Origin of the sequence: Actinoplanes sp. CA-131856, assembly GCF_050956135.1 — a bacterium.
GTDB lineage: Bacteria > Actinomycetota > Actinomycetes > Mycobacteriales > Micromonosporaceae > Actinoplanes.
In genome coordinates this window covers 8,039,163-8,057,861 of sequence record NZ_CP191849.1, presented here as the reverse complement: position 1 = coordinate 8,057,861, position 18,699 = coordinate 8,039,163, and the positions used below count along the sequence as shown (strand labels likewise).

At 71.6% G+C, this 18,699-nt stretch carries 15 protein-coding genes; 7 read left to right on the top strand and 8 right to left on the bottom strand.

All coding sequences use genetic code 11. The annotated features are described in order from the left end of the window. The first annotated feature begins 2 nt into the window (after positions 1 to 2). Positions 3 to 2,480, top strand: a complete 2,478-nt coding sequence (gene pheT, locus ACQP2X_RS36835) for a phenylalanine--tRNA ligase subunit beta (RefSeq protein ID WP_498689868.1) — start codon at positions 3 to 5, stop codon at positions 2,478 to 2,480. Here the strand turns inward: pheT and ACQP2X_RS36830 are convergent. Continuing rightward, positions 2,461 to 3,108 carry a TetR/AcrR family transcriptional regulator gene (locus tag ACQP2X_RS36830; RefSeq protein ID WP_498689867.1) on the bottom strand — a complete coding sequence of 216 codons (648 nt, stop codon included), beginning with the start codon at positions 3,106 to 3,108 and terminating at the stop codon, positions 2,461 to 2,463. The genes pheT and ACQP2X_RS36830 overlap by 20 nt on opposite strands. A 65-nt stretch (positions 3,109 to 3,173) precedes the next feature. On the opposite strand from ACQP2X_RS36830, the gene ACQP2X_RS36825 reads away from it, so the two are divergent. Next, positions 3,174 to 4,502, top strand: coding sequence for a serine hydrolase domain-containing protein (locus tag ACQP2X_RS36825; RefSeq protein ID WP_498689866.1), 1,329 nt, complete (start codon positions 3,174 to 3,176; stop codon positions 4,500 to 4,502). Between the two features lie 1,247 nt (positions 4,503 to 5,749). Here the strand turns inward: ACQP2X_RS36825 and ACQP2X_RS36820 are convergent. The 3 genes from ACQP2X_RS36820 to ACQP2X_RS36810 all read right to left on the bottom strand — a co-directional run bounded on the left by ACQP2X_RS36820 (position 5,750) and on the right by ACQP2X_RS36810 (position 7,359). Next, on the bottom strand, positions 5,750 to 5,971 hold the full coding sequence (locus ACQP2X_RS36820; RefSeq protein WP_498689865.1) for a hypothetical protein: 222 nt from the start codon (positions 5,969 to 5,971) through the stop codon (positions 5,750 to 5,752). A gap of 353 nt (positions 5,972 to 6,324) precedes the next feature. Further along, positions 6,325 to 6,603 (bottom strand): immunity protein CdiI family protein, encoded by a 279-nt coding sequence (locus ACQP2X_RS36815; protein ID WP_498689864.1) that lies wholly within the window; start codon positions 6,601 to 6,603, stop codon positions 6,325 to 6,327. A 102-nt stretch (positions 6,604 to 6,705) separates the two neighbouring features. Continuing rightward, complete coding sequence (locus ACQP2X_RS36810) at positions 6,706 to 7,359, bottom strand: maleylpyruvate isomerase N-terminal domain-containing protein (RefSeq protein WP_498689862.1); 654 nt, start codon at positions 7,357 to 7,359, stop codon at positions 6,706 to 6,708. 62 nt (positions 7,360 to 7,421) lie between these two features. On the opposite strand from ACQP2X_RS36810, the gene ACQP2X_RS36805 reads away from it, so the two are divergent. Both ACQP2X_RS36805 and ACQP2X_RS36800 read left to right on the top strand, forming a co-directional pair. Next, positions 7,422 to 8,765, top strand: a complete 1,344-nt coding sequence (locus ACQP2X_RS36805) for a M20/M25/M40 family metallo-hydrolase (RefSeq protein WP_498689861.1) — start codon at positions 7,422 to 7,424, stop codon at positions 8,763 to 8,765. Positions 8,766 to 8,932: 167 nt separating this feature from the next. Continuing rightward, positions 8,933 to 9,994, top strand: coding sequence for a DUF3616 domain-containing protein (locus ACQP2X_RS36800; protein WP_498689860.1), 1,062 nt, complete (start codon positions 8,933 to 8,935; stop codon positions 9,992 to 9,994). Here ACQP2X_RS36800 and ACQP2X_RS36795 read toward each other — a convergent pair. From ACQP2X_RS36795 to ACQP2X_RS36785, 3 genes are all read right to left on the bottom strand, one after another. After that, positions 9,981 to 12,101 carry an ABC transporter permease gene (locus ACQP2X_RS36795; protein WP_498689859.1) on the bottom strand — a complete coding sequence of 707 codons (2,121 nt, stop codon included), beginning with the start codon at positions 12,099 to 12,101 and terminating at the stop codon, positions 9,981 to 9,983. The two genes, ACQP2X_RS36800 and ACQP2X_RS36795, sit on opposite strands and share 14 nt — an antisense overlap. Positions 12,102 to 12,143: 42 nt before the next feature. Then, on the bottom strand, positions 12,144 to 12,875 hold the full coding sequence (locus ACQP2X_RS36790; RefSeq protein ID WP_498701125.1) for an ABC transporter ATP-binding protein: 732 nt from the start codon (positions 12,873 to 12,875) through the stop codon (positions 12,144 to 12,146). Positions 12,876 to 13,020: 145 nt separating this feature from the next. Continuing rightward, entirely contained in the window at positions 13,021 to 14,019 is a 999-nt protein-coding gene (locus tag ACQP2X_RS36785) for an LLM class flavin-dependent oxidoreductase (protein ID WP_498689857.1), read from the bottom strand. An 18-nt stretch (positions 14,020 to 14,037) separates the two neighbouring features. Here ACQP2X_RS36785 and ACQP2X_RS36780 point away from each other — a divergent pair, with 18 nt between their 5' ends. After that, on the top strand, positions 14,038 to 14,517 hold the full coding sequence (locus tag ACQP2X_RS36780) for a mycothiol transferase (RefSeq protein WP_498689855.1): 480 nt from the start codon (positions 14,038 to 14,040) through the stop codon (positions 14,515 to 14,517). Continuing rightward, a complete protein-coding gene (locus tag ACQP2X_RS36775) occupies positions 14,514 to 15,224 on the top strand; it encodes an SDR family oxidoreductase (RefSeq protein WP_498689853.1) in 711 nt (236 codons plus the stop codon). The genes ACQP2X_RS36780 and ACQP2X_RS36775 overlap by 4 nt, the downstream gene beginning before the upstream one ends. Before the next feature lie 514 nt (positions 15,225 to 15,738). Here the strand turns inward: ACQP2X_RS36775 and ACQP2X_RS36770 are convergent. Next, positions 15,739 to 15,954, bottom strand: coding sequence for a hypothetical protein (locus ACQP2X_RS36770; RefSeq protein ID WP_498689851.1), 216 nt, complete (start codon positions 15,952 to 15,954; stop codon positions 15,739 to 15,741). 62 nt (positions 15,955 to 16,016) lie between these two features. Between ACQP2X_RS36770 and ACQP2X_RS36765 the strand changes: the two genes are divergently transcribed. Further along, on the top strand, positions 16,017 to 18,698 hold the full coding sequence (locus ACQP2X_RS36765; protein WP_498689850.1) for a helix-turn-helix transcriptional regulator: 2,682 nt from the start codon (positions 16,017 to 16,019) through the stop codon (positions 18,696 to 18,698). Position 18,699: the final 1 nt, after the last annotated feature.

Below are 18,699 nucleotides of genomic sequence, written 5' to 3'. Positions count from 1 at the left end.
CGATGAAGACCACGCTCTCGTGGCTGCGCGAGTTCGTCGAGCTGCCCGCGGACCTCACCGCCGCTCAGCTGGACTCGGCGCTCACCAACCTCGGCATGGAGGTCGAGTCGATCGTCGACCAGACCGCCACCATCAAGGGTGACCTGGTCGTCGGGCGGGTGCTGACGATCGAGGAGCTGACCGGCTTCAAGAAGCCGATCCGGTTCACGACCGTCGATGTGGGCCGTGACGCGCCGCAGGAGATCGTCTGCGGGGCGCGGAACTTCGCCGAGGGCGACCTCGTCGTGGTGATCCTGCCCGGTGGCGAGCTGCCGGGCGGCTTCAAGATCGGTGCGCGCAAGACGTACGGCCGCAACTCCAACGGCATGATCTGCTCGGCGGCCGAGCTCGGGCTCAGCGGCGACCACTCCGGCATCATCGTGCTGCCCGCTGACTCGGCCACGCCGGGCACCGACGCGCGCGGCGCCGTCGGTCTCGACGACGTCGTGGTCGAGGTCGAGATCACCCCGGACCGCGGCTACGAGATGAGCCTGCGCGGCCTCGCTCGCGAGCTCTCCTACGCGTTCTCGGCCGCCTACACCGACCCCGCGGCCATCGCGGCAGCGTCTCCCACCGCCGATTCGCCCTTCCCGGTGTCGGTCGAGGACACCGTCGGCTGCGACCGGTTCTCGGCGCGTGTCGTGCGGGGGATCGACCCGACCGCGAAGTCGCCCGACTGGATGCAGAAGCGGCTCGTCGCGGCCGGCATCCGGGCCATCTCGCTGCCGGTCGACATCACGAACTACCTGATGCTCGAGCTCGGGCAGCCGATGCACGTCTTCGACCTCAACCGGCTCAACGGCGGCCTCGTGGTGCGCCGGGCCCGGCCCGGGGAGAAGCTGACCACCCTGGACGGTGTGGCCCGCGTGCTCGACGCCGAGGACATGGTCATCTGCGACGACACCGGCCCGATCTCGCTGGCCGCGGTCATGGGCGGCGAGACCAGCGAGTGGCAGCCGGACACGGTGGACGTGCTGCTCGAGGCGGCCCACTGGGATCCGGTGATGGTCGGCCGTACGGCCCGTCGCCACAAGCTGTTCAGCGAGGCGGCCAAGCGCTGGGAGCGCGGCGTCGACCCCCAGTTGACTCTGGTGGCCCTTACACGCGCTGTGCAGATCTTGACCGAACACGCCGGCGGAACCGTTGACGACGCGGTGCTCGACATCGACCACGTCGCCGCGCCCGCGCCGATCTCGCTCGACCCTTCGCTGGCCGCTCAGCGGATCGGCCTCGCGTATTCCTCCGCGGACGTGGTCCGGCTGCTGTCCCAGGTCGGCTGCCAGGTGCGGGAGACCGTGCCGCTCGAGGTGACGCCGCCGTCGTGGCGCCCCGACCTGCTCGCGCCGATCGACCTGGTGGAGGAGGTGGCCCGCCTCGGCGGGTACAACGACATCCCCAGCATCCTGCCCCCGGCCCGCGGTGGCTCCGGCATCACGCCGGCCCAGCGCCGTCGCCGCACGGTGGGCCGGGCCCTGGCCGAGAACGGCTACGTCGAGGTGCTGTCGTACCCGTTCGTGGCGCCGTCGGCGGCCGACCAGCTCGGCTATCCGGCCGACGACCCGCGGCGCAGCGCGGTGCGGCTGACCAACCCGCTGTCCGAGCAGGAGCCGCTGCTGCGCACGTCGCTGCTGCCCACTCTGCTGGCCACGCTCAAGCGGAACCTGGGCCGTGGTCACCGCGACCTGGCCGTCTTCGAGACCGGCCTGGTCTTCCTCCCGACGCTGGCGACGACCGCGCCGCCGGCCATGGGCGTCGACCGCAAGCCGGCCGACGACGAGTGGCAGGCCGCGAACGCGATCGTCCCGAAGCAGCCGTGGCACCTGGCCGCGGCCGTGACCGGCGACATCGCCCCGGCCGGCTGGTGGGGCGCCGGTCGCGAGGCCACCTGGGCCGACGCGATCGAGGCGGCCCGTGTCGCGCTGTCGGCGGCCGGCATCACGGCCGACCGGGTGACGGTGGCGGCGGCCGAGCTGGCGCCGTGGCATCCGGGCCGCTGCGCGGCGATCAGCGTCGACGGTGAGGTGGTGGGCCACGCGGGCGAGCTCCACCCGGCTGTCGTGTCGGCGTGGGAGCTGCCGAGGCGTACGAGCGTGATGGAACTTGACCTGGACGCCGTGCCCGCGGCGCCGGTCACGCAGGCGAAGAAGATCTCGTCCTTCCCGCCCGCGCTGATCGACGTGGCGCTGGTGGTCGACGCCGGCACGCCGGCCGCGGCCGTCTCGTCAGTGCTGGAGAAGGGCGCGGGCGAGCTTCTCGAGTCGGTCGCGCTGTTCGACCTGTACGAGTCGGACCAGCTCGGCGAGGGCAAGAAGTCCCTGGCCTACAAGCTGACCTTCCGCGCCCCCGACCGCACGCTGACCTCGGAGGAGACCCTGGCCGCGCGCGACGCCGCGGTGGCCGCTGTGGCCGCGCGCTTCGGGGCTAGCCTGCGGGGCGCCTGACGTCCGGTTCCCCGGCGCGGTGGTGACACTCGCCGGGGAACACCCGCCGCAGCTCGCCGGCGATCGCCTCGCGGGCGGCGATCGCCGACGGCTCGGTGTAGGCGTGCAACCGTAGTCCTTCGGTGAGGGCCAGAAGGCGTACGGCGGCCGTGGCCTCATCGGTGTCTTCGGGAACCTCGCCGCACTCCTTGCCGTTCTGAACGGCCTGCGTGATCGTGCCGCGGATGTGAGAGTTGCTGCGGCCGAGCGCCGCCGCCAGCTTGGGGTTGTCCACGGTGCGGCCGGTGAAGGCCAGCTCCACCCGGCACTCTCGGCGCCTCTTCTCGTCCAGGGGCAGGAGCTGCGTCAGCGCGTCGAGCAGGATCTCCTCGATTCTGGCGCCCTTCTTGTCGGCTCTTTTCGCCTCATCCTGCACCTTGGTCTCCTGGCGCTCGCGGATGATCGTGAAGGCGTGCAGCAACATATCGTCTTTTGTCCGAAAATAGTGCTGGACCAGGCCCACCGAGACGCCGGCGGTCGCGGCGGTCCGGGCGACCGTGACGGCGTCGAAGCCCTCGGTCGCCACGAGCTCCTCGACCGCCTCGGCGACCTGACGGCGGCGGGCTTCATGATCAGCGGTTCTCGCCATTGCATAACCATATAGCGATACGGTTTACTGCAATAACCATACAGCCATATGGTTATGGAGGTCCGATGCTCATCCATGCGCTCCTGGCCCTCACCCTCGCCGTGCCCACCTATGTGGAGCAGCAGCAGAGGGAGCTGAAGATCCCCGGCGTGGCCTATGCGATAGTCACCCGCGACCGGGTCGTCGAGCAGCACACGTCCGGCGTCACCGCGCAGACCCCGTTCCTGATCGGCTCGGTGTCCAAACCGTTCACCGCGCTGACCGTCATGCAGCTGGTGGAGCGGGGCCGGGTCGCCCTCGACGACCCGGTGGGCCGTCACCTGCCGTGGTTCGCCTTTCCCCAGATCACCGTGCGCCAGCTGCTGAACCACACGAGCGGCCTGCCGAGGTGGGCGTCCCGAACCGACCGTTTCGACAACACACCCGACGGCTTGGAGCGCTCGGTGCGCGACCTGGCCTCGGCCCGCCTGGGCGAGCCGCAGTACAGCGACGCCAACTACATGGTCCTGGGCGCGATGGTGCAGGAGGTGACCGGCCGCCCGTTCCGCGAGGTGCTGCAACGCCAGGTCTTCGACCCCCTCGACATGCGCCACACGGTCGCATCGTCGGCCGGCCACCGCTATTGGTTCGGCCATCCACGTCGCTTCGAGGCCCCTTACGACCTTTCGGGCTTGCCGTACGGCTACGTGACCGCGTCCCTGGAGGACATGACGCACTTCGCGATGGCCCACCTGAACGGCGGCCGCTACGGCCCGCGCAGCGTGATCGCGCCCGAGACCATCACCCAGATGCAGACCGCCCAGACCGACGTCGGCTACGGCCTGGGCTGGCGTGACACCAAGCTCGACGGCACCCGGATCGTCTGGCACGCGGGCGCCGACCCCGGCTTCTGGGCCCACCTGGTGCTGGTGCCGAGCGCCGGCCTGGGCGTGATAGTCCTGGCCGACAGTTACAGCCCCGCCCTCGACGCGCGCCTGGCGTCGATAGCCTTCACCATCACGCGGATGGCCCTGGGCGGCACACCCGAGCCCGCACCGCCGTGGGATCCGTTGTTGCGGTCGGCGCTCTACGTTCTGGTCGCCCTGGCCTCTCTGCTGGCGCTGACAATCATCATTTCCCTCGTACGCCGCCACGCCCGCCACCCGCGCCACCGAGCCGCAGCGTTCGCGTGGGCGATCGGATGCGCCCTGGTGGCGGCGCTGGCCTTGGCGGTGTTCCCCGCTTCGATGGGCTACAGCCTGCCGCAGATCCGCTTGTGGACCCCCGACCTGTTCTGGTCGCTCATCGCGGTAGCCGCCTTGGCCACCATCCTGGCCGCCCTTCGTGTAACCCTGGCCATCATCTACCGCACGCCGCGCCCCGAGGCGATCCACCGTTCTCTCACCCGTCGCTAGGGGCTCAGCCTTCCCGCGTCACCGGCAACCGGGGCGCGCCGACCACAGCGGCGTGCACTTCGGGTACCGAAGGCAGCGAGCGCCGTAGCCGACGGTGTATTGCGGCCCGGATCAGAGGCGCGCACACCTCGCGGCAGCCTCCTCGTGGTTGAAGGGTGTGCACGGATCCCTCGAAGTTCGAGAGCTGAGCCTCCCACTCGCCGAAGCCCACATCGAAGCCTTCGGGCGCGTTGCGAGCCAGCCAGGCGTGGCAGAGGAAGCGGTCCCGACCAGTTACTCCGCAGCCCAGCCGCGGTGCGGCCTCGGTTCTCGACACCGCGGATGTGTCTGGCCCTTGTCGACCTTCCGGACGAGAACGGCCACCGCCCCATCTACGGCGCCTCGTATCCGGCACCGCACGCCGGTGATAGCGGCGTGGTCCGCATCAGCAGCGGCGGTCCCGGCGCTCGCCGCGCTTGTCGGGCGATGATGGTCGAGCGTGGTCACCATCATCACCGGGCGCGGTGCCGCCACGTTGCTGGAGCGGTGGTCTTGCCCGGTGGTTGTGGCGCTTGCCGCGTCTGCCGGACAGCGGTCCCGGGTGGTCCTTGCCGCGTCTGCCGGACGGCGGTCTCGGGCAGCGCTTGCCGCGTCTGCCGGACAGCGGTCTTGAGTAGTGCTTGCCGCGTCTGCTGGTCAGCGGTCTTGGGTGGTGCTGCGGCGTCTGCTGGTCAGCGGTCTTGGGTGGTGCTTGCCGCGTCTGCCGGACAGCGGTTCTGGGCGGTGCTGCGGCGTCTGCAGGGCACCCGTCTTGGGTGGTGCTTGCCACGTCTCTTGGGCAGCGGTCGTGGCGATGGTTGCGCGTCTGCCCCGCGGCGTTCTGGGCGGCGTGTGGGCCGCCGGATGGGCGGCAGCGGTCTTGGGCGGTGCTTGCGCGTGTGCCCCGCAGCGCTCTGGCCGGCGTGTGGGCCGCCGGGAGGGGCGGGTAGCGGTCTTGGGTGGTGGCTGTGATGCTCGGCCGTCTCGTGGGCCGCAGTGAGGTGGGGAGATCGGGCGCTGCGGTGAAGGGTGGGTGGGCCGGAACTCGTTGTGGTGATCGGGGGGTGCGGGGCTGGGGGAGACGCGGCGCGGCCCTGGTGGTCCGCCCGCCGCCGTGGGCGGAGCACCAGGGCTTTTCAGCGCGCCGCCGGGCGAGCTGGTCTGGGGATGGTTGGCGGCGGTTGTGGGGTGAGCGCGTCCTGGCGGTGTGGTGGCCGCCACCGCGACCGTCAGGACGCGCTCAGCTTGGGGGCGGGGGAACGGCCCTCGGGGAAGATCTGGTCGTAGGCGATCAGCCAGCGGATCTGCTCTCGTGGGGGGACCTGGCAGCCGCGCAGGAAGGCCAGCAGGGTGTCGCGCCGCGGGTTGCTGCGGGCGGCGATCAAGTTGTGTGCCGTCGCCCGGGAGATGGGGGTGCCGGCCAGGCTGCTGCGGCGTACAACGGCGTCCACGGAGCATCTACGCTGTGTCATCAGAGCGCGGAGTCGCCGGCCCAGCTCTTGCGGGGTGGCGGCGCCGGTCGGATCGGGCGGAACATTGGGCAGAGTTGCGACGCTCATGAAGGATTGCCTCCAACGGCTCCGGTCCTCGCGGCAACGAGGATCTTTCCGGGGTCGAAGTAGATCCTGCTGGCGACGACCAGGCGAAACAAGAACGCGCTTGCGCACAAAAGCGGGCCGGCGGATGCGTGACCGAGCTTCACGTACCCGGCGTAGTCAGGCCGGAAGCCTGACGCCGGACAGTCACGGATCATCGGTCGTACAGGCCGAATTCGCGGCGGAACGTCACCGCACCAAAAGCACGCTCAGTAATCGTCCACGTAGATGATCTCGTAAAGGTCACCCAACTCCCGGCTGACCAATGCGTGCAATTGCCGTCCTTCGGCGATGAAAGCCGCCCGCGCCTGATCGGACGGCCACTCGAACTCCGGTCCCAGCTCGTCGCTGTACCGGTCGCCCCACCGCTCCAGCCGCGCCTCGAGCTCGGCCGACAGGGGCAGGTCGCCGGGCGACAGCATGCCGTGACGCGACCACAGCGGGAACGCCCAGTGGTCGGCCATCAGCCGGATGCGCTCCCTTTTCACCAGGCCATCATGCCGCTGGAAAGGGGCCGTGGACGACGTGATCGCGGAGGCGCCGAGGACGGCTCGACGACGCGCGGGTGCAACAAAGTGCTGGCGCGGCTCTCAGCCCAGGACGGGTAGGCGGGACACCGCTGGGAACTCCCCGCGCTGAGCCGGACTGGGTGAGGTGCGGCCGGTGCCGAGCAGGACCACCGTCTCGTCCGGCCACGACGGCGGCAGCGGGTCGCCGGCCAGAGCTTCCACCGTGCGGCGGGCCAGGTTCAGCGCCGGGCCGTGCGGGGGCGACGTGGTGACGTGCAGATGGTGCACGGCCAGCTCGACCGCCCAGGTGGCCAGGAAGTCGCCCCAAGGAAGCACGTGCCCCTGAAAACGTACGGCTTGGGGATCGAACGTGAGCACGGCAGCGCGTACGCCATCGGTTGTGGGGGTGAGGTGTTTCAGCAAGCCCGAAGGGCGGTCGTACGCCGCGGCCAGCCGCCGGACGAACTGAATGCCGGCGATGTCCGGTGGAGAAGGGGTGAAGTCGCGCCAGTAGGAAGCGGCGTCGGTGTCGGGCGGGTCGTCCGTGTGGGTGACGCAGCCCAGCACCATCTCCTGCAAGCCCTGATGGACGTGGACGAGCGCCTCGCTCACGGTCCAGCCGGTGCAGCGGCTCGGTGCGAGCAGCGCCTGGTCGGAGAGCTCGGCCGCGGCGCCGATCAGAAGGTCCATCTGGCCTAGGAGCGCGGAGCGCGCCTCGCGAGGGTCGACATGCATGACGATCTCTTACCCGAAACTACGTATAGACATCGATCACTGTGCGGGCGAGAGTGGGATGCATGGCCAACTCGACGAGGCGTACGTTCCTGTCGGTTTCCGCGGCCGCCGTGGCGGCGCCGCTCGTGGCGGGTGAGGCGAAGGCCTCGCTGCGGCCCGAGCTCAAGCAGATCCTCAAGGAGATCGACCCGCGGCGGATCGAGGCCGTCGTCCGGCGCCTGGTCTCCTTTGGTACGAGGCACACGCTGTCCACCCAGGACGACCCGGTGCGGGGCATCGGGGCGGCGCGGGACTGGATCTACGCGGAGCTGCGGCGGTACGCGGCGGGGACGCCGATGACCGTGGAGCTCCAGTCGTTCGTTCAGCCCGTCTCGCCGCGGGTGCCGGCGCCGACGCGGATCACCAACGTGATCGCGACGCTGCCGGGCTCGGTCACGCCGGAGCGGATCTACGTGGTGACCGGCCACTACGACTCGCGGGTCACCGACGTCATGAACGCGACCGCCGACGCGCCCGGCGCCGACGACGACGCGTCGGGCGTGGCCGTGATCATGGAGCTGGCGCGGGTCATGGCGAAACGCCGGCCCGAGGCGACGATCGTCTTCGCCGCGGTGGCCGGGGAGGAGCAGGGTCTCTACGGCTCCGACCACATGGCGCAGGTCTACAAGGATCAGGGCGCGGACATCCAGGCCATGTTCAGCAACGACATCGTCGGCACCGGCGACGCCCATGACGGCACCGCTCCCCACCCCCGTCAGGTACGACTTTTCGTCGAGGGGGTGCCGACGGCCGAGACCGCGGCCGAGGCCAGAACCCGGCTGAGCGTCGGTGGCGAGAACGACGGGCCGTCGCGGCAACTGGGGAGGTTCGTCAAAGACCTCAGGACCGATCTCGATGTACGGGTCATCTGGCGCCGTGATCGATATCTGCGCGGCAGCGACCACATCTCGTTCCTGCTCCGGGGCTATCCGGCGGCCCGCTTCACCGAGCCGAGGGAGAACTTCGCCCACGAGCACCAGGACGTCCGGGTCGAGGACGGCGTCCAGTACGGCGACCTGATCGAGTTCTGCGACTTCCGCTACATCGCCGGGGTGGCCAGGACGAACGCGGCCGTCCTCTGGTCGCTGGCGCAGGCCCCGGGCACGCCCCGCGGCGTGGTCATCGACACCACCCAGCTCACCAACGAGACGACCCTGCGCTGGGAGGTCGGCGCCGAGCCCGATCTGGCCGGCTACGAGATCGTCTGGCGGGAGACCACGGCCCCGGAGTGGCAGCACAGTCGCGACGTGGGCAAGGTCGGCACGATCACGATCGACCTCTCCAAGGACAACGTCTTCTTCGGCGTACGGGCGTACGACCGCGACGGCAACCGGAGCCCGGTAGCGGCCCCGAAGCCGTCGCCCTGATTCTCAGCGAAATTATTGACAACACACACGGGGAGCGCAGGGTCGGCACGCACGACAACGTCAGGTCACGGGCAAATGAGGACGCGTCCTCACTTATGGCGTGGATTGATCGGCTGAGATAAGACAGAACAGATCCGCAGGTGCGCGGCGGTGCGACGATGACTTTCATGACGTTGGAACACACCGTGCGCCTGCGGTTCGGGGACGCTTCCCGCACGGCTGCCACGCACACCAACCTGTCCGCCGTGCGGCTGGACGGGCCCGTGCTGTGGATCGCCGGCGACGAGACGGCGACCCTGGAGCGGCTCACCGTCGACGATCCCGCCCAGCCCACCGAGTTCGGCGACGAGCGCAGCTTCCGCCTGGCCGACTTCGTCGACCTGCCCGGCGTCGACGCCGACGAGGAGGCCGACGTCGAGGGGCTGGCCCGCACCGGGCAGTTCCTGTGGGCGGTCGGCTCGCACAGCCTGCGCCGCAAGCAGATCAAGGAACGGCACGAGGGGTCCCGGGCGCTCAAGCGGCTGGCCCGGGTCGAGGGCCAGGACAACCGCCAGATCCTGGTGCGCCTGCCCATCGTCGACGTCGACGGTCTGCCCACCCCGGTCCGCGAGGTGACGATCGAGGGCGTACGTCACCGGGCCGCCGCCCTGGGCAAGCGTGACGCCCTGCGCACGCTGCTCCGCTCGGACGAGCACCTCGGCCCGTTCCTCGGCATCCCCGGCAAGGACAACGGCCTCGACATCGAGGGCATCGCCGTCCGCGGCGGCCGCGTCTACCTCGGCCTGCGCGGCCCGGTGCTGCGTGGCTGGGCCTTCGTGCTGGAGCTCCGCCCGTACGTCGACGACGACGACCCCGACCGCCTGCGCCTGACCCCGTTCCCGGACGGCCGGCTCTACCGCAAACACGTGCTGGACCTCGACGGCCTGGGCGTCCGCGACCTCTGCCCGCACGGCGACGACCTGCTGATCCTGGCCGGCCCGACCATGGACCTGGACGGACCGGTCCGCATCTACCGCTGGCACGGGGCCGCGGTGGCCGAGGAGCCGGTCATCGTCCGCTCCGACCTGATCACCCGCGAGCTGGAACTGACATACGGCGAGGGCGACGACCACGCCGAGGGCCTGAGCCTGGTCGGCGACGACCGGGTCCTGGTCGTCTACGACAGCCCGGCCCCGGTCCGCCTGACCACCGACGGCGCGGTCGTCGCCGACGTGCTCAAGCTGCCCTGAGCTGGGTGACCGGCCGGCGGCGGGTGGCCGACAGCGACGTGATCAGGGTGGTCGCCGTGGTCACGGTCAGGGCGACCACGGCCACGGCCCCGATCTGGGTCCACGGCAGGTCGAGGGTGCCGGCGCCGGTCACGGCCTTCGTCGTGGAGAAGACGGCGACGAAAGTCGCGGCCGAGGCCACGCCGCCGAGGAGAAGAGCTGAGACCGTGACGGCGTACGCCTCCAGCAGCGCCGAACGCACCACCTGCCCCCGCGACATGCCGGTGACGCGGGCCTCCGCGAACTCGCGGCGGCGGGTGGCGGCGCCGATGACGATCGAGTTGACGACGCCGATCAGGGCGTAGAGCCCGCCCAGGCCCAGCACGATCAGCATGATCTTCTCGTTTGTCGAGTTGGCCGCCTTGGCGTCGGCCCGCAGCTTGTCGTCGAGGGCCGACACGGTGCCGAAGCGGGTCAGGGCCGTCCGGACGGCCGCCACGTCCGCGTCTTTCGTTAGTGTGACGAACGATTGGGTGGGCGCGTCCTTCAGCTCGGCGGCCGAGAGAAGGCCGGGCGGCACGAGGAGGTTGGCGCCGCCGGTCATGGTGGCCGGCACACCGGCGGTGATCGGCACGTCGCCGAGGTCGCGATCGGGCACTCTGAGGCGGATCGTGCTGCCGGCGCCCGGCACGTCGCCGCCGGGGCCGGCCGCGACCTCCCGCCCCTTCAGGTCCGTCAGCGAGGTGCTGCCGTCGTGCGTTTTCGCGTACGCCACGGGGTCGATCACCAGAAGGCTGATCGTCTCGGTCTCGCGGTCCTCGCCCGATCCCGTGGTGACCTCAGCCGGCAGCCGCGTCTCCACCGACACCGCGGCGATACCGGGAATATCCGAAATGCGCGTGCCGTCGGGTGAGTGGGCCGCAGCCGAGGCCGTGCCGGTGTCGGCAGGGCTGCCAACACCGCTGGGGCCGCTGGGGTTGCTGGGGTTGCTGGGGCCGCTGGGGTTGTTGGGGTTCATGGGGTTGTTGGGGCCGCCGGGGCTGTTGGGGCTGTTGGGGCCGCTGGGGTTGCTGGGGCTGCTGGCGTCGCTGGGGTTGGAGGTGCTGCCGGGGCTTCCGGTCGCTTGCGGCGGCGGGCCGACCGACTCCACCACCAGGTCGGCGTGGGTCTGTGTGGCCAGCTGGCGGATGCCCGACGTGGTGAAGGAGGCGCCGGCGCCCACGTTGCCGACCACCAGGGCGACCAGCACGATCAGCGGCGCCGCGACCGAGGCCGAGCGGCGGCGGGCGTCGCTCAAGTTGGCGCGGGCCAGGCCGCCGGGTGACCGGAACGGGACCATCCGGGCGATCAGCGGCACCAGCAGCGGCGCGAAGGCCACCACGGCCACGGCGGCCGGGATCGGGACGTTCATGGCCATGGCCATGCCGCCGCTGGGGCCGCCGAACGGGGCCACGATCACCAGGGCCAGCGCGCCGCCCAGGAAGACCAGGCCGATCAGGGCCCGGCTCCACGTCATCGCCCGGGCCGCCGCGCCGGTCTCGCGCAGCGCCTCCAAGGGGCGCACCCGGGACGCGCGCCGGGCCGCGACCAGCACGCCGGCCACCGCCAGCACGATGCCCGTGCCGAAGGAGACCCCCAGGATCCACTGCCTCCACTCGCCCGCGAAGCCCGGCGGCACGAAGCCGAACTCGCGCATGAGCCATCCCTGGAAGCGCATCACGGCCAGGCCCGTCGGCACGCCCAGCAGGGCGCCGAGCGCTCCCAGCAGCACCGCCTCACCCAGCAGCAGGCGGTGCAGCTGGCCGCGACTTCCGCCGACCAGGCGCAGCAGGGCCAGGTCGCGGCGGCGCTGGTCGACCGTGAAGGCGAACGTCGAGCTGATGATGAAACCGGCCAGGAAGACCGCACCGCCGAGCACCACGCCCAGCATCGACACCGCGGCCGTGGTGCCGTCGGTGAACTCCATCCGCTCGGCCGCGCTCGCGCCGGCCGGCGGGTCGAGCAGCGCCGCCGTGATGAGCAGCAGCAGCGACGACTGCACCAGCGCCACGCCCAGCGTGACCGAGAGCAGCGCCCCCACGAACAACGTCCAGCGCTCGGCCAGGCCGGCGCGACTCAGGCCCCTCATGTCAGCCTCCCCGGCTCCGTGAAAACGACGATGCCCGACATGTCAGCGCTCCCAAGCGGCGAGGCGGTCGGCGACGGCGCGCGTGCTGGCGCCGGTCAGTTGATCGACGACCCGGCCGTCGCCCAGGAAGACGACGGAGTCGGCCCGGGCGGCGGCGCCGGGATCGTGGGTGACCATCACGATGCTCTGCCCGGCGTCGGCCATCGCGCGCAGCAGGTCGAGCACCGTGCGGGCCGCCGTCGAGTCGAGGGCGCCCGTCGGCTCGTCCGCGAACAGCACCTCGGGCCGGGTCACCATCGCGCGGGCGATCGCCACCCGCTGCTGCTGACCGCCGGACAGCTCGCGCGGCTTGTGCCGGGCCCGGTCGCCCAGACCGACCGCGTCGAGCGTCGCGCGCACCTCGGCCCGCGGCGGCTTGCGGCCGGCGAGACGCAGGGGCAGGGCCACGTTCTGTTCGGCCGTGAGCGAGCCGATCAGGTTGAAACTCTGAAAGACAAAGCCGATCCGGGTACGCCGCAGCGAGGTCAGCTGCGCATCCCCAGCGGCCGTGATGTCGGTGTCGCCGATCAGCACCCGCCCGCTGTCGACCCGTTCGAGGCCGGCCGCGCAGTGCAGCAGCGTGGATTTACCGGAACCGGACGGACCCATCACGGCCGTCCAGCCACCCCGCGGAAACGCGAGAGTCACCTCGTCGACGGCCCGAACCGCCGCCGGCCCCCGGCCGTAGACCCGGCTGATGCCCTGCAGCGCGACAGCGGCCCCCGTCATCGTCATCGTCGTCATGACGTCGACGCTATTTTTCGCGGCCGCCGAAAGCGCTCCCGCCGACCCCCGTCTTCGTGGTGGTGCTAGGTCCCGTTTCGTGGCTGGAACGGGGTTGCGGCGTGGCCCAGCTTCCGCCCCAGCCACGAAACGGGACCTAGCTCCCCGGTCGCCAGCCGAGGGCGGGGCCGAGCTTGGTGGCGATGTCGGTGAGGATCTGGACGTAGTCGTCGTGCTCGAAGCTGAACGGCAGGGCGAACGCCACCTCGTCGATCTCGCGGTAGGCGGCGTGGGCGTGCAGCTGTTCGGCGATCTCGGCCGACGAGCCGACGTAGTCGCGGGAGAACAACATGCGCGCGGGACCCTGCGGTTCCAGGGTTCGGGGGGTGCGCTTCTCGACGTACGCCGAATATCTGGCCTTTTGCTCCGGCGACGCCGAGTCGGTGGGGATGACCACGAGGCCCTGGGAGACGCGGCCTCCCGGATTGGCGGCGCGGAACGCGCGGATGTGGCTGAGCTGGATGTCGGCGAAGTCGGTGCCGTCCTCGGCCTTGACCACGCTGCTGGTCAGGAAGTTCATGCCGTGCTCGCCGGCCCACTGTGCCGAGCGGAGGCTGCCGCCGCCGTACCACATGCGCTCGCGCAGACCGGCCGCGTGCGGCTCGACGCGGGGGGAGAAGACCTCGAAGCCCTGCGTGCCCTCGAAGTCGGTGGCCGGCTTGCCCGCCACGAAGTCGAGCAGGCGCTCCACCCGGCCGTATCCGAAGTCCTCGTCGTGGTCGGGGTAGAGCGCGGGCTTGACCTTGTCGTAGTTCATCGGCGGGCCGACGCTGACGCCCGGGTTGAGCCGGCCGCCGGAGAGGATGTCGACGGTGGCGAGATCTTCGGCCAGGCGCAGCGGATTTTCCCAGCCGAGGGGGATGACGGCGGTGCCCAGGTCGATCCGGCTGGTGCGCTGGCTGGCGGCGGCCAGCACCGCGACGGGCGACGAGATGCCGTACTGCAAATGGCGATGCCGGACCCAGGCGCTGTCGAAACCAAGATCCTCGCCCCGCTTGATGATCTCCAGGGTCGTCTCGTGGCCGGGACGGGGATCGGCGCCGTCGAACAGCCCGATCGTCAGAAAACCCAGCCTGCGCAGTGATCCATCCGCCATGGATCTACCCTGTCACGAATGACGGCCCTCGAGGACGTGACGTTCCCTTCACCTTCCTCTCCTACCGATGAAGTCGGCCTTTTCCTGAGCTGGCTCGACTTCCTGCGCGGCGCGGTCCTGCGCAAGGCGCTGGGTGTCACCGGCGAGCAGGCCCGGTGGCGGCCGGACGGGAAGCTGCTTCCGCTGGTCGGCCTGGTCAATCACCTCACCAACGTCGAGCGCCGGTGGATCGACGGTGTCATGCTCGGCGGTTCGACATTCAAGGACGCTTCGGAGTACGAGGCCCCGGCGCTGCCCATCGACGAGGCCGTGGCCGCCTATCGGGAACGGGCGGTCGCGACCGCGTCGGCGGTCCGGACCCTGGGGCTGGACGCCAGGTCTGCGGACGGCGGGTACGACCTGCGCTTCGTGTTGCTGCATCTGATCAACGAGACGGCCCGGCACGCGGGACACGCGGACGCCGTGCGGGAACTGCTGGACGGGACGGTGGGGGAATGACGGCTCTGGTGACCGGCGCCTCGCGAGGGCTGGGCGCGCACATCGCCCGGCGGCTCGCGGCGGACGAGCCGGTGGTGGTCAATTACGCGGCTTCCTCCGCGGCGGCCGAGGCCGTTGTCGCCGACATCGTCGCGGCCGGGGGACAGGCCCGGGCGTACCGGGCGGATGTGACCTCGCCGGAAGAGGTGCGGCGCATGGTTGAAGAGGTCGGGCCGGTGCGGGTGGTCGTGGCCAACGCGACCGGGCCGCAGCCGCTCATCCCGGCCGAGGAGACCACCTGGGAGGACCATCTGCGGCAGCTCGAGTTCTTCGTGAAGAGCCCGACCCTGCTCATGCAGGCCGCGCTGCCCGGCATGAAGGAGCTCGGCGGCGGGCGCTTCATCATGATCGGGTCGGACTCGTTCGAGCGGGCCTTCCCGCTGGCCTCGGCCTACAACGCCGCCAAGGGCGCGCAGATCGGGCTGGCCCGCACGTGGGCCCGCGAACTGGGGCGGTACGGGGTGACGGTGAACGTCGTCGCGCCCGGCTGGATCCCGGTCGAGCGGCACGGCGACGCCGACACCGCCGGCTACGTGGCCGAGGTGCCGCTGGGCCGGATCGGCACCCCGGACGACATCGCCGACGTGGTGGCCTTCGTGGCCTCGGACGCGGCCCGCTTCGTCACCGGCGAGCGGATCACGGTCAACGGCGGGCACACCATCGCTTGACGGCTTAGTCTGCGGACATGTTGATCACGGTGGTGGCCGACTACGGCCTCGGGGACCTGGCGTTCGCCGAGGTGCGGCAGCGCTTCGCCAAGCTGCTGCCGCACGCCGAAGTCGACGCGGTGCCGGTGCCGCCGTTCGACACGGTGAGCGCCGGCTTCTGCGTGGCCCAGCTCGCCTTCGGCGACGGGCCGGCCGACCGGATCGTCTACGCCAACGTGGCACCGCGCGAGGACCGGGACGAGGCGCGCCACGACAACGAGGGCGAGCCGCTGGCCGCCGCCCAGCTCGACTCCGGGGTGCTGGTGGTCGGGGTCGCCTCCGGGGTGTCGCTGTCGTTCCTGGCCGCCGAGGGGGTGCCGGTGCGCGCGGTGAAGGTGGCAGACGCCGGCTCGCAGTTCCGTTCCCGTGACGTCTTCCCGGCCGCGGTGGCCGCCCTGGCCCGCGGCGAGGATCTGCTCGGCGCGGAGCTGGAGCTGCCGGACCCGCCGGCCGGCGCGGTCGTCTACACCGACGGCTACGGCAACCTGAAGACGTCGTACGTCTCCGCGCCGGCGGCCGTCGGCACTGTCGTACGAGTCAAGATCGGTGACGTGACCGCCGAGGCCGTCGTCAGCGACGGGGTCTTCGCCGTCCCCTCGGGCACGATGTCGTTCGCGCCGGGCAGCTCCGGCTGGGACGGCCGTTCTACGAGCTCCTGGCGCGCGGCGGCAGCGCGGCCGAGATCTTCCACCGCCCGGGATCGGGAACGCCCGTCGAGATCCTCTGACCGCCGCTTGCATTACAGTCCGGCGAGTGGGGGATGCGCTGGTGGGGCGGGACGACGTGGTCGCCACCGTGCGCGCGCTGCTGGACGGCGCCGCCGCCGGGGCGGGTGGGGCCCTCGTGCTGCACGGTCCGGCCGGCATCGGCAAGACCGCCATCCTCGACGAGGCCGCGCAGACCCCGGATTTCCTGGTCCTGCGGGGTTCGGCCGCCCAGGAGGAGTACGTCCTGTCGTTCGCCCTGATCGCGCAGGTGCTCCGGCCGCTCGCGGCGACCCCCGTGATGGAGCGCGTGCTGGCCGGCGCCGAGGAGCCGTTCACCGTGGGCCGCGACGTGCTCGAACTGGTCACGACCGTGGCCGAGCAGCGGCCCGTGCTGATCATCGCGGACGACCTGCACTGGGCCGACACGGCCAGCGCCGGCGTGCTGGCCTTCCTGGGGCGCCGGCTCGGCGCCGACCGGGTCGCGCTGCTCTGCGCCTATCGCGACGACGAGTCGGCCGACAGCGCCCTCGGCCTGCCCGAGCTGGCCATCGGCCCGCTGGCCGACGAGGCGGCCGACCTGGTGGTCCGGCGGCACGCGCCGGCCCTGCCGCTGGCCGCCCGGCGCCGGGTGCTGGCCGAGGCCGAGGGCAACCCGCTCGCCCTGGCCGAGTTCGCCGTGGCCGCGCGCTCACCGGAGGCGCTGGCCCGCGGCTCGCTGGCGTTGACCGAGCGGCTGGAGAAGGCGTTCGCCGACCGGGCGGCCGGCCTGCCGGAGAACGTCCGGATCGCCCTGACCGTGGCTGCTCTCGGCGAGGGCGGGCTGGACGAGGTGGTGGCGGCCACCGGCCTGGTCACCGGGGTCCTGTTCGCCTCCGACGACCTGGAGCCGGCGGTCGACGGCCGAATGATCGACCGCCCGGCGCTGCTCGGCGCCGTGCGGTTCCGCCATCCGCTGATGCGCTCGGCGATGCGGCACGCCATCAACGAGGGCGTACGCCGGGCCTGCCACCGGGCGCTGGCCGAGGTGAACCGCGACGACCCGCACCGGCGGGCCTGGCACCGCGCGGCCGCCGCCGACCGGCCGGACGAGGACATCGCGGCCGAGCTGGAGAGCGCGGGCAAGGCCCTCTCGGCCGCGGCCGACCCCGCCGCCGCGCACCGGATGTTCCTGCGGGCGGCCGAGCTGACCCCCGGTCACGACGACAAGCAGCGGCGCCTGGCCGCCGCGCTGTTCGCGGCGTTCGACATGGGAGACCACCGCGAGGTGGTACGCCTGTGTGAGATCGTCGACAAACGGCCGCTCGACCTGCCGTCGCGGCTGGCCATCGCCCTCCAGGAGGAGGCGCTGGTCGACCGCCGCTGGTCGGGCAGCCTGATGCTGGGCCTGGCCGACGAGGCCGGCCTGCTGCCGCCCGGCTCCGACGTCGACCAGGTCGTGCGGGCGCTGCGCGTGCTGGTCATCCGGCTCTACTGGGGTGTCGGCGAGGACGACCGGATCCGTACGACGATGCTCGAGGTCCTCGACCGTCTGCCGCCCGGACCTGACTCGACCGGCCGGATCATCGGCGAGTGCATGCTGGCGCCGGTGGAGCGGGCCGCGTCGGTGCTCCGCCAGGTGCGCGCGGCACAGACCGCTCCCGGGTTGCTGCCGTCGGAGCTGTGGGAGCTGGGCCTGGCCGCGCAGGTGTGCGGCGACATGGCGCTGGCCGGGAGGCTGCTGACCCGTGCTGTGTCCGGCATGCGCAAGGGCTCGTCCATCGTGGAGTTCGTGAACGCCCTGAGCAGCCTCTGCCTCCAGTCGATCCTGGAGGGCGACGTGCGCCAGGCGTCGGTGCTGGCCGACGAGATCACCGGGCTGGTGCCGGAGGCGGGCCTGCCGCTGTACGACCCGACGGCCCGGGCCATGGGAGCGGCGGCGGCCGGCCTGCGCGGCGACGCCGGCACGGCCGAGCGCCTGGCCTCGGAGGCCGAGCAGGTGCTGGTGCCGTTCGGCGCGATTCCGGTGCTGGCCCTGGTCCGCATGTGCCGCGGGCTCACCGCGCTCGGGCAGAACCGACCCGACGAGGCGTACGAGGAACTCGTCACGGTCTTCACGCCGACCGCGAGCGGATATCACCACGCGTTCCGGCTGCTGCTGACCCAGCCCCTGGCCGAGGCGGCGATCCTGGCCGGCCGCCGCGACGAGCTGGCCGGACAGGTGGCCGCACTGACGCCGATCGCCGAGCAGACGGGCTCGCCGATCCTGCGGATAGGCCTGAACTACGCGAGGGCGGTCCTGGCCGACGACGACGAGCTGTTCCGCCACGCGATGACCGACCCGGACCTGACGGTGCTGGACCGGGCCCACCTGGAGCTCGCCTTCGGACGGTCGATGCGCCTGCGCCGCCGGGCGGTGGAGAGCCGGTCGTTCCTGAGGAGCGCTCAGCACACGTACGAGGCCCTGGGCATGGCCCCGTGGGCCGAGAACGCGCGGTCCCAGCTGCGGGCGGCGGGCGAGCGCGTGGAGACCCCGAAGTCGGAGGCGGCCGACCTGCTGACCCCGCAGGAGCTGCACATCGCGGCGCTGGCGGCCCGGGGCCTGACAAACCGGGAGATCGCCCAGCGGTTGTACGTCTCGCATCGCACCATCGGCGCCCACCTCTACCACATCTATCCCAAGCTGGGCGTGACGTCCCGCAACGAGCTGGCGGCCGCGCTGGGCCCCTTGACCGGAGAGTTGGCGGCATAGA

Excerpts from the sequence above, each read along its gene's own strand:
- ACQP2X_RS36830 (WP_498689867.1), bottom strand. The coding sequence starts at position 3,108 with ATGGCGAGAACCGCTGATCATGAAGCCCGCCGCCGTCAGGTCGCCGAG.
- ACQP2X_RS36790 (WP_498701125.1), bottom strand. The coding sequence starts at position 12,875 with ATGACGATGACGGGGGCCGCTGTCGCGCTGCAGGGCATCAGCCGGGTC.
- ACQP2X_RS36800 (WP_498689860.1), top strand. The coding sequence starts at position 8,933 with ATGACGTTGGAACACACCGTGCGCCTGCGGTTCGGGGACGCTTCCCGC.
- ACQP2X_RS36795 (WP_498689859.1), bottom strand. The coding sequence starts at position 12,101 with ATGAGGGGCCTGAGTCGCGCCGGCCTGGCCGAGCGCTGGACGTTGTTC.
- ACQP2X_RS36825 (WP_498689866.1), top strand. The coding sequence starts at position 3,174 with ATGCTCATCCATGCGCTCCTGGCCCTCACCCTCGCCGTGCCCACCTAT.
- ACQP2X_RS36785 (WP_498689857.1), bottom strand. The coding sequence starts at position 14,019 with ATGGCGGATGGATCACTGCGCAGGCTGGGTTTTCTGACGATCGGGCTG.
- ACQP2X_RS36810 (WP_498689862.1), bottom strand. The coding sequence starts at position 7,359 with ATGCATGTCGACCCTCGCGAGGCGCGCTCCGCGCTCCTAGGCCAGATG.
- ACQP2X_RS36805 (WP_498689861.1), top strand. The coding sequence starts at position 7,422 with ATGGCCAACTCGACGAGGCGTACGTTCCTGTCGGTTTCCGCGGCCGCC.
- pheT (WP_498689868.1), top strand. The coding sequence starts at position 3 with ATGAAGACCACGCTCTCGTGGCTGCGCGAGTTCGTCGAGCTGCCCGCG.
- ACQP2X_RS36775 (WP_498689853.1), top strand. The coding sequence starts at position 14,514 with ATGACGGCTCTGGTGACCGGCGCCTCGCGAGGGCTGGGCGCGCACATC.
- ACQP2X_RS36780 (WP_498689855.1), top strand. The coding sequence starts at position 14,038 with ATGACGGCCCTCGAGGACGTGACGTTCCCTTCACCTTCCTCTCCTACC.